The 17,076-nt window shown below is 63.4% G+C and carries 15 protein-coding genes; 3 read left to right on the top strand and 12 right to left on the bottom strand.

Annotated elements, in window-relative coordinates:
* Positions 1-25: 25 nt before the first annotated feature.
* From ACVIHF_RS01800 to ACVIHF_RS01765, 8 genes are all read right to left on the bottom strand, one after another.
* The gene (locus ACVIHF_RS01800; protein ID WP_253610155.1) at positions 26-613 is read right to left on the bottom strand and encodes a hypothetical protein; all 588 of its coding nucleotides are present in this window, start codon (positions 611-613) and stop codon (positions 26-28) included.
* 418 nt (positions 614-1,031) lie between these two features.
* Positions 1,032-1,286: a DUF7673 family protein gene (locus ACVIHF_RS01795; RefSeq protein ID WP_253610154.1), complete on the bottom strand. Its 255-nt coding sequence runs from the start codon at positions 1,284-1,286 to the stop codon at positions 1,032-1,034.
* 11 nt (positions 1,287-1,297) lie between these two features.
* Positions 1,298-1,693: a hypothetical protein gene (locus tag ACVIHF_RS01790; protein WP_253610153.1), complete on the bottom strand. Its 396-nt coding sequence runs from the start codon at positions 1,691-1,693 to the stop codon at positions 1,298-1,300.
* Positions 1,690-2,577 (bottom strand): DUF7007 domain-containing protein, encoded by an 888-nt coding sequence (locus ACVIHF_RS01785; RefSeq protein ID WP_253610611.1) that lies wholly within the window; start codon positions 2,575-2,577, stop codon positions 1,690-1,692. The genes ACVIHF_RS01790 and ACVIHF_RS01785 overlap by 4 nt, the downstream gene beginning before the upstream one ends.
* Positions 2,578-2,696: 119 nt before the next feature.
* The gene (locus tag ACVIHF_RS01780) at positions 2,697-4,376 is read right to left on the bottom strand and encodes a ParB N-terminal domain-containing protein (protein WP_253610152.1); all 1,680 of its coding nucleotides are present in this window, start codon (positions 4,374-4,376) and stop codon (positions 2,697-2,699) included.
* 299 nt (positions 4,377-4,675) lie between these two features.
* Entirely contained in the window at positions 4,676-9,781 is a 5,106-nt protein-coding gene (locus ACVIHF_RS01775; protein ID WP_253610151.1) for an Eco57I restriction-modification methylase domain-containing protein, read from the bottom strand.
* A 97-nt stretch (positions 9,782-9,878) separates the two neighbouring features.
* Positions 9,879-10,277, bottom strand: a complete 399-nt coding sequence (locus ACVIHF_RS01770; protein WP_253610150.1) for a DUF3085 domain-containing protein — start codon at positions 10,275-10,277, stop codon at positions 9,879-9,881.
* Positions 10,278-10,288: 11 nt separating this feature from the next.
* Positions 10,289-10,891: a DUF1419 domain-containing protein gene (locus ACVIHF_RS01765; RefSeq protein ID WP_253610149.1), complete on the bottom strand. Its 603-nt coding sequence runs from the start codon at positions 10,889-10,891 to the stop codon at positions 10,289-10,291.
* A gap of 743 nt (positions 10,892-11,634) precedes the next feature.
* Between ACVIHF_RS01765 and ACVIHF_RS01760 the strand changes: the two genes are divergently transcribed.
* A complete protein-coding gene (locus tag ACVIHF_RS01760; protein WP_456791503.1) occupies positions 11,635-11,829 on the top strand; it encodes a hypothetical protein in 195 nt (64 codons plus the stop codon).
* 45 nt (positions 11,830-11,874) lie between these two features.
* Here the strand turns inward: ACVIHF_RS01760 and ACVIHF_RS01755 are convergent, their stop codons facing one another.
* The 4 genes from ACVIHF_RS01755 to ACVIHF_RS01740 form a co-directional block, all read right to left on the bottom strand.
* The gene (locus tag ACVIHF_RS01755) at positions 11,875-12,057 is read right to left on the bottom strand and encodes a hypothetical protein (protein WP_253610147.1); all 183 of its coding nucleotides are present in this window, start codon (positions 12,055-12,057) and stop codon (positions 11,875-11,877) included.
* Between the two features lie 509 nt (positions 12,058-12,566).
* Entirely contained in the window at positions 12,567-12,857 is a 291-nt protein-coding gene (locus tag ACVIHF_RS01750; RefSeq protein WP_253610146.1) for a hypothetical protein, read from the bottom strand.
* Between the two features lie 34 nt (positions 12,858-12,891).
* Entirely contained in the window at positions 12,892-13,776 is an 885-nt protein-coding gene (locus ACVIHF_RS01745) for a DUF3991 and TOPRIM domain-containing protein (protein WP_253610610.1), read from the bottom strand.
* Between the two features lie 224 nt (positions 13,777-14,000).
* A complete protein-coding gene (locus tag ACVIHF_RS01740; RefSeq protein WP_253610145.1) occupies positions 14,001-14,183 on the bottom strand; it encodes a hypothetical protein in 183 nt (60 codons plus the stop codon).
* 849 nt (positions 14,184-15,032) lie between these two features.
* On the opposite strand from ACVIHF_RS01740, the gene ACVIHF_RS01735 reads away from it, so the two are divergent.
* Positions 15,033-15,887, top strand: coding sequence for a type IV toxin-antitoxin system AbiEi family antitoxin domain-containing protein (locus ACVIHF_RS01735; RefSeq protein ID WP_309145183.1), 855 nt, complete (start codon positions 15,033-15,035; stop codon positions 15,885-15,887).
* Positions 15,877-16,794: a nucleotidyl transferase AbiEii/AbiGii toxin family protein gene (locus ACVIHF_RS01730; RefSeq protein ID WP_456791478.1), complete on the top strand. Its 918-nt coding sequence runs from the start codon at positions 15,877-15,879 to the stop codon at positions 16,792-16,794. Before ACVIHF_RS01735 ends, ACVIHF_RS01730 begins: the two co-directional genes overlap by 11 nt.
* Positions 16,795-17,076: the final 282 nt, after the last annotated feature.

Below are 17,076 nucleotides of genomic sequence, written 5' to 3'. Positions count from 1 at the left end.
CGGGGCCGAAGCCCCGCCTGGGTAGTCAGCCGAACGCTGCCATCTGGAGCGTGGCCGCTTTGCGGTCGACGGTCTGACCGAGGTTCTCAACCGGGCGTTCAAAGGGCTTCCAGGCCTCGCCGACGACCTGCTCGTAGGCTGCAACGGCGCCTTCGGCCGCCATCCGCAGCGCGTGCGACTGCAGCGCCATGTCGGCGGCGAATTCCCGCTTGCGCTGCGCGGTGCTGTCGAAGCCGACCGGACCGTCGAGGTCCTCGTCGCGGGCGTCATTGGCGGCCTTGGCCGTGGCGTCGCGGGCTTCCGTCACCGCGCGGGAATAGAACTGGCCGGCCCCATGTGCGGAGCCGACATAGGCGCCGACGATGCGCTGAAGGTGGATCTGCATCGCCCGCTCGCCGAGGCCTCCGTTGAGGGCATCGGCGGTCTCGACGATCAGGCGCTCGTGGAGATGGCGGATGCCATCGCTGTCGAGGATGGGAAGGCCGAAGCTCTCGGAGATGAGGGTGGCCTGGGTGGCGTCCGGGCAGGCGAGCCGGACCATTTCGAGGTTGGCGCTCTTGCGGAGCTGGACGACCTTGGCGGGCTGGCGGGGAGTGCGAGCGGTCTTGGTCATGGGAACGTCCTTTCCTTCGGTTCTCCCGGAAGGCTTGGGCCGGCTCCTGCCGGTCCTCCCTTCGGGTGCGATCGGAAAAAACCGGCGGGATGACGGGCGCTTCCGGGTCCGGACCGCCAGATCGAGCGGAGCGGGTTTGCGCGCCAGCGGGGCCTTCAGGCCCTCGCGCAGCAAGCGGACCCGCTTTGCCGAGATCGGCGGTGACCCCGGCCGCAACGCGGCGCGACAGCGACCTGGAAGTGACCGGACGCCGGTTTACGAGCGCAACAAACCCGAGGGGAGATCCGGCGGACTGGAACGATGAAGAGGAGAACAGGAGGTAGGGACCTCCATGACCTGGCGCGATCCCATTCGTCGCCCCAGGTCGAGAGCGACGCGCGCGGCCACCTCGATGGACCTTTGCCCAGACCTCCGGCCGTCAGAGCTTGATGAGCTTCGCTATCTCGGCGCGGAAGGCCTTTTGGACATTCCTGACTAAAAATTCGACGAGACCACCGATGATCGTTGCCATGTCGCGGGCGATATCATGATCCACGGCGAAGATTCGGACAGGTCGAATCCGCCGAGTCTCCAGGACCCCCAGGATGAAGTTCGCGACATGACGCAACCGGCCGATGTCGCACCTCGCGATGTGGAGCAGGCGTTCGAACGCCGCGCGCGTGGCGTCATTCATGGTCGCACCACCTACGGCCCGCGCGATCGCAGCACAAGACGGCCGCGATGGCACGGGTCGACAGCATGTCCGCCCAAATCGTCGAGCCGGTCAGTGGAAAGTCCGCTACGTGTGCAGAACGCCGCGATGGCCGCATCCTGCCGCGCGAGCTTGCGGGACAGTGCGTCGATCTCCAGTTGGCGTTCCGCCGTGATTGCCGAAAGATGCGAGCGATACCGCTCGAGGAAGGCACTCGGGTCCGGCGCCCTGCCCGACCGATAACTGGCGCGTGTCGGCTTCAGCTGCGGGATCAGCGCCGTCATCCGCCGCGTGATCTGCCGGTTGATCAAGTCGAGCTGGCGCTGAATCTCCCGCCGCGCCTCCTGCATGCGGTGAAGGGGCGCCAGCCGATCCGCGGATGGGCTCATGTTGCCCTCCCGGGCTGCCAGCCGACGAAGTCCGATGGCCCGCCATAGACCTGGTGCCGGTTCGGATCGATGACGAAGCCAAAGCGTCTGACCTCATATTCGGCGGATGGAACCAGGAAGCGCCGCTCCTCCGTTCCAGCACCGCGCCTGCCGCCGGGCGTTGCAACGCACTCCACGAAGCCTTCGCAGCGACTTGAAGTGACCGCCGAGATCACGATCCAGTCGTTGGCATGTGCCAGCTCGAAGCTGCGGCGATCCTTCTCGTAGGACTCTCCCGGTACGAGCACGGTGCCGAAGATCGTCTCCCAGGCATCAGGCCATGAATCCTTGATCGTGCGTTCGGCGCAGCGGCGCTCGAACGTGGTGAAGAGATGCGGAAAGGTGATCGCGACGATCGCCCATTCTGAATCCTCCTCATACCAACCGCCCGTCGATCGCAGCGCGGGATGGACCTTGCGGTTTTCCTCGGCCGAGAGCTTGAAGCCTCCATGTCCGGCCGTCGAGTGTCGTTCAACGCCTTCGGCATAGACGGTCGCGCCCTGCGAGGCTCCCCAGGGCGTGTGGACACGCGAATACACCTCGACGCGGCCAAGCATCTTGTGCTCGCGCTGATGCTTGGCGTTCTCGAGCACGGCGGCGCGGAATGCCGCCTCGTCGGCGAGCTCGCCGGAATGGCCGTAGAAATCGCTACGCTTCCATTTGTCCATTGATCGAGGAATGCGCCAGGCGGTGGCGAGATAATGCCGGTCGTCGCGGCCGGGCGCCATCGCGAAAGCCGTCTCGCCGACAAGTGCGACGAGAAGGCCGTCAGCGCCGCGGCCGAAAGCGACTTCAGGAAATTCAGGCACGGTTTGGTTCTGGCGTGTGGGAGATGACGCATTCATGCTGCGGTCCTGTCCCTCGGTGACATGCGCGGACATCGTGTCCTCCGGTTTTTCGGATGTGCGGACCGCCGCCGGCTTGGCCGGCGGCGGCAGACGGTTCGGAACAAGGCGGCCGGCTGTTATTCAGCCGCCTCCCTGACCGCCTCGGCGTCATCCTCGGTCGGGTCATCGGCGATGCCCGCATTGTCCTCATGCACCTCGTCAGCGTCATCCGCGACCGTCGTGCTGGACGACAGCCATTCCGAAAGCTTCGTCGGGTCCGGTGCGAAGAGCGCCGCGGAGTGGACGAAGCGTCCGTCCTTGAAGTGCTCGGCGAGCGCGGCGCGGGTGTCCTTCGCACGCTGGCGCGGAAGGACCGGCGTGTCCTTGCACGATGCGTCCAACGCGGGGCGCGACAGGCACGAGAAAAAGTCCTCGGTGCCCATATTCGGCAGGAACTCGTCCGCGCCGATCGTCGCGCCGGCAATACGAGCAACGATGCCGCTGTTGGTGGCGTTCTCGCGGCACGAGAGCACGTCGATGAGCATGGCGCGCGCTGCAACGCGCAGCGTGTCCAGGTCGAAGGCGAGCTTGCCGTCGCTGTCGAACAACACCGCCGTGTGCATCGCCAGACGGCTATGACCGTTATGGAAACCGCCGCCTCCCAACGTGACGGAGACGTTCTGGCCGGCGAAGGCAAGGAGTAGCAGCGCCATCAACGTGTCGTCCTCGATCGGTGCGCGGTCGAGCGCTTCGCGCAGCGCGTCGGTCCGGTAATCGCCGATCATCTCGATACCCTTGCGCGTCACATCGGGACGGGATTTCGGCATCGCACCGGTGTCGTCCGATTCGATGTCCGAACCGGATGCGGCCCTGCTCTTCGGCTTCTTCGCTTCGGGCATGCGGTAATGCACCGTCTGCACACGACCCTCGCGGTCGAGATACATGGCAGCGCAATCGGACTTGGTCGGCTTACCGTGGACCCGCTCGGCCTTCGGCGGGAGCTTCACCTCGCCCCAGTTCGTGGTCTCGGCGATGACGCCCTTCTTTGGCAGGTTATTCGCCATCCACTCGTGCTGCGCGCCGAGAAAGGCTTCGACATCAGTGGTGTAGCGGCTGTCCTCGTCGGCCGGAGCAAACAGGTCCTCGACCCACTGGATTCCGTAAGCTTGCGCGAGCTCGTCGCCGAAGCTGGCGTGGCGGGCATACATGCGCGTCTTCTGCAGGCTCTGGGCGACACTCCACCAAGCCACCTGTGGGTCCGCCTTCGATGGCTTGTGCTTCTTCCAGACCTCCTTCTGTTCGTCGAGCGACGCGGCGGCGATGGTGCGAAGCTGCTGCTCGTTCGGCATATCGCCCTTGGCCATGTGGTCGAGCATGGCCGGCAGGACATTGGCGAGCAGGCGCAACTTCCTGATCTGACGAACCGAAAGCGCCAGCGCGACGCCGATCGCCTCCTCGGTCCAACCAAGCGCGACAAGGCGTTCGATCGAGCGCCATTGGTCAACCGGGTTGAGCGGCTCGACAGCGATGCTCTCGACCATCGAACGCATGGCGCCGTTATCGTTTGCCGGCTCGTCAACGAGCACATCGATTTCGGTGAGTCCCGCCGCGATCGCCTGCTTCACGCGACGATGCCCGGCATTGATGACAAAGCCATTGCCGCCGGCGCCTTCCGGCGTGATGAGGGGCGGCTGCACGATGCCGACGGCCTTGATCGTGGCCAGCAGCAGCGCGTCGGCCTGCGGGGTGGATTTGGTCTGGCGCAGACGGTCGCGGTTCTCCTTCAGCGCGCGCGGATCGATCTTCATGAGCTGCATGGGAATGACTCCTTTTGGGGTTGCGGACCGGCTCGACCGGCCCTTCTCGTCTTCTTTCCGAAGACATCCCCTCGACCCGCGGAGCGGACGGGCCGGTGCAACTGCGGCCGAGCATCCCCGCCCGGCAGGACCAGCAGGGCCAAAGCCCTGCGCAGGACGACGGGCTGGGATCGCGCAGGCGGCGGTTGAGCTTTAGCGCCGGCGGCCCGCCCGATCCGCGAGCGGGCCTTTCCTTTTTTCTCCTCTCAACCCCCTACCAGTTCGGCAGCGCGCACAGGACGATCGTGGGTGCCGGGTGTCTAAGCCGCGACGGCCCTCGCCTCGCCTGCGCCCTCGATGTCCGCGGCGAGCGTCTTCTCGATCTCGGCGAGTTGCTGGCGCTTGTCGGCGAGTTCACCGGCAAAGGCGAAGTTGCCGCCCTCGCGCGACTGATAGGCCGCAAGGCGCCGCTGTGCATCAGAAAGACGCTGCCGAAAGCGCTCCCGCTCCCCCTCGAAATCATCAAGCGCGTGCTCGAGGCGGGCGACCGCGCCAAGCGGCGTCACCGTGACCGGCAGCTCGATCTCGTATTCGGCGGCGGTGCGCAATAGCACGGTGGTGTAGCGATAGCCGTCGCGGCCAAAACGCTCGCCAGCATATACGAGATCAAAGCCCCCGATCGAGGCGATAACGGACTCGCCTTCCTGCTGAAGCTGGACGATGCTCAGAATCTCCTTCATCAGCGCGCGACCGGCCTCCTTACGTTCGGAATAGGGCCTGCCATTCACGCTCATCGCAAAGGCCTCGCCCGCCGTCGGCACAAGGCGCTCAATGTCCTGTCCGATCTCCGTGATGCGCCGGGTCGAGAACTCGATCTCGCACTCGGCGTCGCGAATCTGGCGGCAAACCGCATGCTGATCATCGACATGGGCGGCGCGAAGTCGTTCGAGCCGGGCGATGTCGGCCTCCAGCCCCGCCTTCTGCATCAGGCGCGGATCGCCCGAGGCGATCGCTTTGGCCATGGCAAACTGGTTCGCCTGTCCCTCGCCGAGATCTTCCAGCCGCCGAATCGAGGTGTCGCCCGAGAGCGCGGCCGCGATGAAGCGGGCCTTGCGCTCGTTGTTCTGCCACATCGTGGCATCGAGCGAGCCCTCGGTCGCGTAGGCGAAGATATCCACCTGGTCATGTTGATTGCCCTGCCGGACAATACGGCCCTCGCGCTGTTCGATCTGCGACGGCAACCAGGGCACGTCGAGGTGATGCAGCGCCTTCAGGCGCAACTGCGCATTGACCCCGGTGCCCATCGTGTCGGAGGAGCCGATCAGGAAGCGAACTTTCCCGGCGCGCACGTCGCTGAACAGACGCTGCTTCGCTTCGGACTTCTTATAGTCCTGCATGAAGGCGATTTCCGATGGCGGCACGCCCATGCGGATCAGTTCATCCCTGATCCAGCGATAGGCAGAGAAACCGCGGCTTTTCTCGACGCTGATCGTGCCGAGATCGGAGAAGATCATCTGCGCGGCGCCGGGACGCTCGAACGGCTTGCCGTCCGGGCGTACATAGGTGTTTTCCGCGGTCTCCCTCCAGATGCGGAAGGCGTTTGCGATCAGATTGTTGAGCTTGTTGTCGGGCTCATTATCATTGCCGGGTTCGACAAGCCGCAGGTCGATCGCCGCATGGCGACCGTCGGTGATGACGGAGAGCAGGATGTCGTCGCCGGGCTCCGGCGGCCGATCGCGCATCTCGATCGCCTTGATCCGCTGGTCGAGCAGCACCTGATAGCTCCTGAAGGCCGGCGATGGCTTGGAGGTCAGCATCTGGCGCCGGCCGGTCGAGAGTGCCGGCACCTTCACATATCGACGTAAGTCTTCCGGTACCACCACGTCCGCGAAGGAGCGGAACATGGCGATCAGCTCCGGCACGTTGACGAAGGTGGCGAAACGGGTGACCGGCTTGTATTTGCCGGAGGGCTGGAGCTCGAGCTCGGTCGAGACGTCGCCGAAGGTTGAGGCCCAGGCGTCGAACTCGTGTAGGCCGCGCTCGAGAAGCGCGGCGTAGCCGAGATAGCGCTGCACCGAGAACATCTCGCCCAACGTGTTGGTGATTGGCGTGCCGGAGGCGAGCACCAATGCCCGGCCGGGGTTCTTCGTCTCGATGAAGCGCGCCTTCACATAGAGGTCCCAGGCGCGCTGCGAGCCATTCGGATCGACACCCTTCAAGGTGCTCATATTGGTCGCGAAAGAGAGCTTCCTGAACTCCTGCGCCTCGTCGACGATGATCTGGTCGACGCCGATCTCGGAGATGGTCAGAAGTTCGTCTTTGCTGGTCGACAGCGATTCCAGCCGCTCCTTCAGGCCTTCCTTCAACCGTTCGAGCCGCTTGCGCGAGACACGGTCGTCGCTTTCGACCTTGGTCAGCAAGGTCTCGTACAGCTCCAGCTCGTCCTGGATCATCTGCTGCTCGAACGCCGAGGGTACAGCAATGAAACGGAATGCTGAGTGCGTGATGATGATTGCGTCCCATGTCGCCGTCGCTGCACGCGACAGGAAACGATGCCGCTTGTCCTTGGTAAAATTGGTCTCGTCGGCCACGAGGATGCGCGCGTTCGGATAGAGCGCGAGGAACTCGCGTGCCGCCTGCGCCAGGCAGTGACCCGGCACCACCAGCATCGCCTTGGCGATCAGGCCGAGCCGGCGCTGCTCCACGATAGCGGCTGCCATGGTCATGGTCTTGCCGGCGCCGACGGCGTGGGCGAGATAGGTCGACCCGGCCGACACGATGCGCCAGATGCCGCGCTTCTGATGCCCATAAAGAGTAAAGGCGCCAGAGGCGCCCGGGAGCTTCAGATGGGAGCCGTCGAAGGCTCTGGGCGCGATGTTGTTGAAGCGGTCGTTATAGAGGCGCGCCAGCCTGTTGGTCCGATCGGGATCGGACCAGATCCAGCGCTGGAAAGCGTCCTTGATCTTTTGCAGCTTCGTCTTCGCGGCCTCCGTGTCGACGACATTGAGCACGCGCCGCTCACTGTCGCCGTCCTTGATGATGTCGAAAATCTGCGGAACCCGGCTGTTCAGTGCATCCGCGAGCAGCTCCCCGGCATGCCGGCGATCCGTCCCCCATTCCGACGTGCCGGCCGCCATCCATGCGAGCTGGCGCGCCTCCACCGTCCAGGAGGCCAGTTCCGGCATGTGATGGATCTTGATCTCGGCATCCATCGTCTCCTTGACGAAAGCGACGATGTCGGCGGCCGGAATCCAGGGCGCGCCGAGCCGCGCGGTGATGTCGGAGGGGCTGAGATCTGCAGGCTGCACGGCCCGCAGCGCCGTGACGTTGCGCTCATAGGACGGATCGAGCGCGGTCGCCGCTTCCGCCACCTTCAGCTTGTCGCGGACATGGCCAGACAGATAACCGTCCGCCGTCTGCCACGATCCGTCCGCGGGATCGCGAAAGATGGCGCTGCCGAGTTCGGCGACGACGTCCTGGGCGCCACGATGCAAGAGCTCTGCGATGTGCTCGACGTCGACCCGGCCACGCTCATTGAGCACCACAGCCAGCGCATCCGCCGCGCTGGTGATCACCGGCGGCGCCGGCGGCGAGATCACGCGATCGGTGAAGATCGGGCCGGGTTTTGCGGTATTGGTCTCGAGGTCATAGTCCTCGATTGACGCCACCAGCCAGCAATCGGGATCGTCGAGGAAAGGCTGGATGTTGGGGCGGCGGTGCGTCTCGCGGACTTCGCCGGTCTCCTCGTCCTCGACCATGGAGACCGTGGTGAAATTGATCGGGCCGAAGTCGCGCACGAAGTTCGACCAGGCGATGCGCAGCCTGACCTGGGCCTCCTTCCAGGGCCGGTCGAACTCCTGCGCTTTCAGCACCTCGCGTACGGCATCGCGGATCGGGATCAGCTTCCTGATGATGCGGACATGTTTCTCCGGTACGCCGTCGCTACTGCGGCCCTGGCGGACCTTCACAGCGACAGGTCTGCCGTCAAGGATCTGCATCAGGCCGAGCGCTTTGTCGAAGAAATAGCTGCCCTCGCGCACATGCCGGTCGGACGGCAGATCGGCGCCGGCCGGATCGCCAGCGTCCTCCAGATCCAAGTCGATCAGATCCGGTTCGCCGTCGTAGATCGCTTCCGGAAGGAGAGCGATGACGGCCGTCAGCGCGATGTCGAGGTCCTCGCCATCGCGCTGACGGCATGTGTAGGTCTCGCCAAAGGGGCCGGAGGCGAGAGCGTGGGTGCCGAGCACATAGTCCGGATGGCCAGCGAACCAGCGGTTCACCCGAATGGAGCCTTCATCCTCGGTCGCGGGCCGGACGTCATCGACATCGAGCCAGGACCGGTCACCTTCCGCATCACCGATCTTGCGCTTTCGGAAGAACAGGATGTCGACGACGACGTCGGTACCTGCGCTGGCGCGGAAGCTGCCCTCGGGCAACCGGATCGCGGCGATCAGGTCGGCCGATTTGGCGATATGCTCGCGCGCCGACGCATCCGCCTTGTCCATCGTCCCCGAACTGGTCACGAAGGCGGCGAGCGCGCCGGGCTTCAGCAAATCGATCGCCCGCGCGATGAAGTAGTCGTGCAAGCGAAGGCCGAGAGACCGGTACGCACGATCCGATCGCACGGTGCGATCGGAAAACGGCGGATTGCCGATGGCGAGATCGAAGCTCGCCGGCAGCTCGGTGCGGGCGAAATCGGCGGCGATGATCCAGGCGCGCGGCTGCAACAGACGCACGATGCGGGCGGTGACCGGATCGAGCTCGATCCCGGTGACGTGCGAAATCTCGCGAAGTCCCTCCGGCATCAGCGCCGGAAACAGCCCCGTGCCGATGCCGGGCTCGAGTACGCGGCCGCCGTGCCAGCCGAGGCGCTGCAGTCCCGCCCAGATTGCGCGCACGATGAACTCGGGGGTGAAATGCGCGTACTGGGTGCAACGTGCGAGCGAGGCATGGTCGAGATCGGCGACCGCATCCTGCAGATCCTCGCCGATCGCCTCCCAGCCCTTGCGAAACTCGGCCTCGCCCGGACGTCGGAATACCGAGTTGGCGAGCTCGGACGCGCCGAACCCTGTGAAGCGGATTAGCTGCTCCTGCTCCGCAGGGGTCGCCGGCCGCTCATCGGCCTCGATGGCGGCGGCAAGCCGGATCGCCGCGATATTGTCGCGCGCGCGATCCTTCCAGCCCTTCGCCAGGCCGCGGTCGCTGGCGAGATGGAAGTTCGCGCCGCGTGTGCGGCGAGCAGATGACATAGAGACCGCGGCTGCCGCGACCCGCGTCGCGGGCGCCGGCGTCGATGGATCGGGATCGTCGTCGTCGTCCGGCTCGGCGGTAACGACGCCGGCGAATGCGGTGACGCCGAGGCCAAGGCCGGATGACAGCGCCGTGTTGCCGAAGAGGTCGAGGGTGAAGGGATCGTCTTGCGCCATGAGAATTTCTCCTTGTGATGAGGGCGCGTGCCGTCGTCCCGCCGAGTTGCCTCGGCGGGTGGTGCGGACGGTCACGTTGGATGGGGGACGGGAGGGGCTAGCGCACGATGCGCGACAGCGAGATGTCCGTCTCGCTCAGTTGCATGCGCAGATGCGTGTATCGAAAATCGCGATTGATGAGAGGGATGAGCCGCTCGGCCTCGATGAACTCGATGCCGTCATCGCCGCCGAAATGGCGGCGCTTGTAGTCGAACCAGTCCGGATTGCCGATCGGATGGCATTCCTCGGAATAGACCACAAGCGGGCGAGCGCCCTCACTGAGCTTGCCGTTCGACATAATGTAGACGCCGTTGTCCCCGACAAGCCAGAGGCCGGGCTTCTCGCCCTCACCAGGCTTGAGGCCGTAATAGGGATTGCGGAAACCGCCACTGGCAGCGGCGTCGGATTTTCCGCGCTCGATGACCGTGCGGACGGCGGGGATGGGAAACGTGAACATTACCACCTCCCTCACGCTGCGATCGCGTCAGGCAGGTGGCGCAGATGCACCGGCAGCTTCACGGCGATCTCCGCGTCGGTCAGCTGGTCGAGCAGCTTCAGCACGGTGCGGTGTTCGCCGCCGTAGATCAGTATCGTGCGCTCGCCGCGCAGATGCTCGGCCCAGCGTTCTCCGGCATAGCCGCGATAGTCGTCATGCGTGCTCGACCAGATGTGCTCGAGCCGCTCTTCGCGCGTCATTGCCTTCAGGGGCCGCGCTTCCCGTTCGATGATCGCTGCGCGCATCCGGTCCGGCGAGTTCTTGTCGCTAAGATCGCAATAACCGTGGAAGTAGCGTGGCTGGCCCTCGATCCTCAGCGCGAAGAACACGCCGGTGATGCTGCCGGTGAGGAATTCGCGCAACGCGAACATCTCAGCCTTCATCCAGAGTGGCGGCAGGATCTCGAACATATGGTCATGGTCGGCCTGGCCGATCTCGAACCATTCGCCGCAATAGAGAGCGCTGTCGTCATTCTCGGAGCGGTTCGGCCGCTGCGCGTGGCGATCAAACATGCGGAACATTTGCCGGCGGTCGGCGATGCCCTGATAGATCTTGCGGAACGGTGAGAGGGTCATGAGCGGGCTCCTTTCAGCCTCGTCGGGCTGAAGCGCGGCTCATCCTTCCGATTCCGCCATCGTCTTCAGCCCTTCCTGACCTCTCCTCCGCGGCCGCCTCTCCGACCGGCCGGGTCAAGGGCCGCGGTACGCGGGCGAAGCTTCACCCTTGACGCGGTCGGCGGGCATGCGGCAGCAGGGTTTTCGTTTCCCTCCTCTCCATCTTCATCTTGTTGCCGGGATGTACTTGTTCGTCCCAATCCTCGGCGGCAGGCCGTTGCCCGTCGACATGCACCGCCCACATGCTGCCATGCGTTCCTTCGCAATTCGTCATTACCGGATCACGGCACGGATAATGTCCGGCCGAAGCTTGTGATCACCTGATCAGTTCATCTACCGCTCGACCCCATCCATATCCACTGGCGAGAAACCGCCTGCCTTGTCACCCTCCGCTCTAACCCGATCCTGCGCAGTGCATCTCCTGGATTATCTCGATGTAGCTTCTTGAACTGGCTTGATGGGCCGATGTGTCGGTCGATCAGGCGTCGAAGTTCTTGCCTGAAGACCACGTTCAGCTCCCATCAGCACACCTGACGCGAAGCGTCTGCGGTGAATCGTGATTGTCAACGCGGCAATTTGCAGGCCACGTTTGCGGAACGTGAGTCGCAGGCTGGTCATCACCAGCCCGTATGATATGTGGACGGGCGGCGGCCTTGGCCAAAGCTCAGACACTTCGGGGCCGCTCTTTCGTCCATTCATTAGGGATTCTATGCCAAACTCCAAACAGAAGAAGCCACTCATTTCGACGGGAATACACCAAGGATGATCTGAAGGCGCTCAAGGCTCACTCGAAGGCCAAGACGCCGATCGCCAAGATCTCGAAGCAGATGAAGCGTACGGTGCCGGCGCTTCGGGCCAAGGCCCACCAGCTCGGCATCGGGCTCGGCCACCAGCGCTGAGCCCTCGGCAGCAGGGAGTAGCTGAAGATCGACACGAAGCGCTGGCTACAATTCGCAGGCGTCGACCTCCTCGTCCGGGAACTTCTCGGACTCGAGGTCGAGCCTATCCAGCGCCTCTTCAAGCTCTTCGGTGATCAGGACATAGTCTTCGAACGTGCTCGACGAGCTGATGTGCTTTTCGATCAGCCGCCGCAGCTCGACCCTGAACTGATGTTTACTGAAGGTCATTCGTCGCCTCCGTGCCGCCCAACGCCGGGCCTGGTCCCTTAATAGCGCGAAGCGCTCGTCTCCGGTTGGCGTGGACGGAAGCGGACCGCCACCCACCATATGGCACCGATGAGCACCAGCGGCGGCGCAATCACGATCGCAATAGTGATCTGTCTACGGGTGGTCTCCCTACCGCTTGACTGGCCTTTCTCGCAGCCTATTGAAAAGTGGCAAACGATTCCCCAAACGATTTGCCGGAGAATGGACAAAACCGGTTAAGGAGTGGAGTCCTTGGAAGCAATCCGTTCACAACCATTTTGGGGCCTATTGCACCGACTGGACAAGCCCGCCGCGTCCAAAACAGCCGTAGCGGGCTAATATAGAGGCCCAGCCTCCGGTGTCTCCGAAAGCGCCTATCGAAATGCGGACGTGAGCAGGCACATCGTCGCGATCGATGGTGCGCCAAGCCCACCGGCGTCCTCTCCTGCAGAAGTCCGGGACGGGTGAAAGACCGCAAACGCAGGATTCCGTCATGTATCGCTCTTTAGGCGATATTCGTACAGCGTCGGCTCGCCGTAAATAAAGGTGACTTCGCAGCGCTCGATATAGCGCTTGCACTCACCGCGTTTGCCCATCCGGACGTAGAATCGGCCACCCTTTTCCATCCGCCGAACGAAGTGCCTGCTACGGTTTCCGCGGAAAACGTCGCCGCTGTGCACCATGACCCTGTTGTGAAAGTGGATGTGCTTGTCCACCAGTGGGTGGTCCAAGGCCATCGTCACCGTCCGCATAGCCTTCGCAAGCTCGTCCAGTTCAACCATCGGCGTCCTCATACGACCAAATTTGCCGGATACTCTATTTTTGCAGCTGGTCATTCCAGTCCTCCGTCGCCGGCCGCAGGCGGTCATAGTCGCAGCCCACCTGCTGCGCGATGGCCGCGAGGCGATCGGCATAGACCTCTCCCTGCCGATTGTTATCGGTCGCCGCGACGAGCCGCGCACCAGGCCGCGCGCTCAGCGCTCGAATGGCGGCGGCCGTGGCCGGCGCCCAGCCGCCGCCGGTGCTCAGATAATGAGTATCCGGCCGCTGGTCTTCGATCGCCGCCAGGCTCATGGCGTCGATCGCGGCCTCGGTGATGCAGAGCCGGGTCGTGTCCGCCGGTCCGAAGCGGAACAGCACCTTGTCGCCGCCGCTGGCGAAGCCGCGCCATTGCGGACCGCGCTCTTCCCAGCCGGTGACCATGCCGTCATTGTCGAGATGCGCCGCCCACATGCTGCCGTGAGGGCCTTCGCGCAACCGGTCATGCCTAATTACAGCGTGGATGATGGCTTCCGGAATGCCGCGCTCGTCGCGCAGATATCGCCAGGTCAGCGACCCTCGCCGAGGCTTGCGCCGCGCGCGCCAGCGATCAGCAGCAGCAGCAGGATCGTGCACGCGGGATTCTCGGGACCAAATGGGCTCCGTTGGCACAAAGCCGACCAGGTCGGACACTCGCCGCAGCACTTCGGGAAACGCGATGCGGTCGAGATGCTCCACCAGCGAGAACACGTCGCCTCTGGCGTCGGACAGTGCGTCGAACCAGCCTCTTCCTTCATGGATCACGATGATGATGTCGCCGCCACGACGATATTTGACAGCTTTGCGCGTGCTCTCCTTCAGATCGATCGCAAATCCGGCCTTCTCGAGCACGGCGGCGCAAGCCACGCGATTCTTCAGCTCTTCGATATCCTTCTTTTCCATCTCCGATTCCCGGCGCTGCTGCACTGGGCCTTTCCCGCTTGAATTTCTCATTTCCCGCACTTTGCGGGACCCGCTCGCCCCTGCCGCGAAGAGCGAAGGGGGCAAGGGCGCGGCTGGCAATTGATGAATCTTACGGGGCACACGACGTCGTCGCGGCCGCCAGCCGCGGCGCAGCCTCCCTTGCGGCCGCCCGCTCGCGAGCGGCACCCAAGGGAAAACCCGGCTCAATGAGCCGGGCTGAACTGGTAGGGATCGTATTCGTGCATCACGAGGACATCGGCATCGTCGAGTTCGTCGCTCGGCATCACGCCGTATTCGCCGTCGACCTTGAAGAGCGTGACCGGGACCATCAGGGTGCGGGCGAGCTCGAAGGCGTTGGACTGGGCGAGGGAAAGATCGTGCGACATGTGAGGGCTCCATCGTGAGCGAGGCCGATCCCCGCTCGATGGCGTCCGTCAGTGTCCTCAACCGGCCGCGATCACCGCGCAGCCGAAGGCGCAGCGGCGGCATGCTCGCATAGCCGACCCCTTGCGGGTTGATCGTGGAAGGCCGGACGGAGGACCAGGAAAGCCATCCATGGAGAGCGGGGTCGGGGCTTGCTCCGAATGGTCAGCGCCCTCTCGCGCGTTTTTCCCCGGCCGCAATTCAGCGGCATCGCCCTCGGCTGTTGGTCCCGCATCACGGATCAGGTCAAAGCGAGGAAATGGGTTGGCGACGGCAAGTGATATCGGCGCTGCCGTTCAATTCGCCGGCGCCGCGGACATCCATTCAGCATCGGAAGCAGTAAGCGGCAACGATCGTCACCCGAAAGGCGGAGACGCTTTGCGGCTCCGGCCGCAAGCGCATGCTTGCGGGTAGAGCGTGACCGACCGGCAGGGAGGGGCCGCCCAACAATACTTCCCCGCCCGCTTCATCCGCTGGAATTGGTTTGGCAACGGGTGCTTTCGGGAGGAAATGAGAGCTATCGGACGCCACTGACCAAAGTTTGGATATAAATTTAGGCCAGAGCCGCGACTGGAGATCCTGACGGCCTTCACTCGCTTCCCATCAACGGTGTCCCGCAACGAGGCCCCTGCGTCAGGGACGGACGGCCCGGATGGGGAAGACCCATCAGGGGCTTCGGCGTAGCCAACAGCTCGGCCCGAAAGGGGGACATCTTTCCTAACTTTGAGAGAAATACGTTTCGACAACTAATAATTGACAAATATCGAGATATATAAAGTTTCCACTCACGTAAAATTTGAATTTATGCCATAATGTCCAGCATGAATGGACAAAAAACAAAAAAGCTAAAGTTGCTTCTGCAGGCGGTTCCCCCGGGGTTCCTCGTGGATACGGGCTGGATGAGCCGTCACGCCATCTCGCGGCAGTCCGTCTCCGGTTACGTCAAACAGGGTTGGCTCGAACCCGTGATGACGGGCCTGTACCGCCGTCCATTCATGCCGGACACGCCTCCGGAAGCGAGCATCGGATGGAAGATCCCTCTGCTCTCGGCCCTCTGGCTCATGCGGCACAGATTTCATGTCGGTGGGGCCAGTGCTCTCTCCCTGCGCGGCCATACGCACTATCTTTCGTTCGGCGGCGAATTCGCGCTCTATCTTTATGGCGCCGACGTTCCCGCATGGCTGTCGAAACTGCACACCGACGCACGCGTGGTGGTCAGGAGCAACGCCCTATTTGGTGATGATACCGTCGGCATCGAGAATTCCGATTTCAGCCTCTCGAATGACGATGACCCGGGGCTCGCGCAGAACCCGTGGCGCTGGCCGATACCGATGTCGTCCCCCGAACGTGCAATCCTCGAGATGCTCGACGAGCTCCCGAAAGGCGAGAGCTTCCACACGATCGACATGGTGTTCGAAAGCCTCGCCAATCTGCGCCCAAAACTGCTGAGGACGCTGCTGGCCCAGTGCCGAAGCGTGAAAACCAAGCGCCTCTTCTTCGTCTATGCCGACAAGCACAATCATGCCTGGCGCAGGCACATCGACAGCTCGGCGGTCGATCTCGGCAAGGGTGACCGGGCGTTAAGCCCAGGCGGCCGGCTCCACCCCGTGTACCGCGTCACGATTCCAAACGATCTCATGCCGAAGGAGCCCCCGCATGGCGCGTGAGCAATATATGCGGCAGGTCGAACTGCTGGTGCGGACCCTTCCCTTCATCGCCCGTCACAACGCCTTCGCGCTCAAGGGTGGGACGGCGATCAACCTCTTCTACCGGGACATGCCGCGGCTGTCGGTCGATATCGATCTCGTCTATCTCCCGATCGAGGATCGCGAGACGACGTTGAAAGGCATCGACGCGACGCTCGAACGCATTCGCGAGGATCTGCAGCGCAGTCTCCGCGGCGTCACAGTCCAGAGGATTGCGGGCGGCGGCAACAACGACACGCGTGTCCTCGTCCGGCAAGGCAACGCCGAGATCAAGATCGAGACGTCGCCCGTCGCGCGAGGAACGGTCCACACGCCGGAGATACGGCGTGTCAGTCAGTTGGTCGAAGAGACCTTCGGTTTTGCCGAGATGCAAGTCGTCTCGTTCGAAGATCTGTTCGGCGGAAAGCTGCATGCGGCGGTTGACCGCCAACATCCGCGCGATCTGTTTGACGTGAAGCTGCTCTACGAGAACGAAGGTCTGACTGACGCGCTGTTTCGCACGTTCCTCATTTACGTCGCCAGCTCCGGCCGGCCGCCGCACGAACTGGTCAAGCCTTCCTTAGCGATGCTCGACGAAGCCTTCGTGAAGGAGTTCCAAGGGATGACGATCGAAACCGTCCGCCTGGATGAATTGAAGGCAGTAAGACTGAAGCTGACGGCCAATCTCCTCGCGCGGCTAGACGAGAAGGCGATGCGCTTCTTGCTGTCGTTGCACGATGGCGAGCCGGACTTCGAGGCGATCGGCCTACCTCAGGCCGCAAAGCTCCCGGCCGTTCGCTGGAAGCTGCTCAACATCGCGAAGCTGAAGGAGCAGAACCCGGCGAAACATGTCGACCAGCGGCGAGAGATCGAGGACATACTCTCATAGCCTCGCATCCATTCGCGCCAGCCCATTTCGGACGGGAGTCCCCGATCATCGTTCAGCAAAGATAGTCAGGTCATTTACATGCCCCATCGTTCGGACCTATCGAAGCGAAAAGAGAACATCCCACGAGCGGTTTTGCCCGACATCGAACCGCGACGATGGTTGTTTTGGATGTGGGATAGATATGTGTATTGTGATGGTATTAGCTTTGTTGGCCAGCAACCGGACCGAAAACGACTAAAACCATCAGATGTAGAGATAGGTGACGTTCTGCTCTGTGTGGGG

Source organism: Bradyrhizobium sp. USDA 4506 (assembly GCF_054058795.1).
The sequence above is the reverse complement of the archived record's forward strand: the minus strand, read 5'-3'. Positions and strand labels throughout refer to the sequence as shown.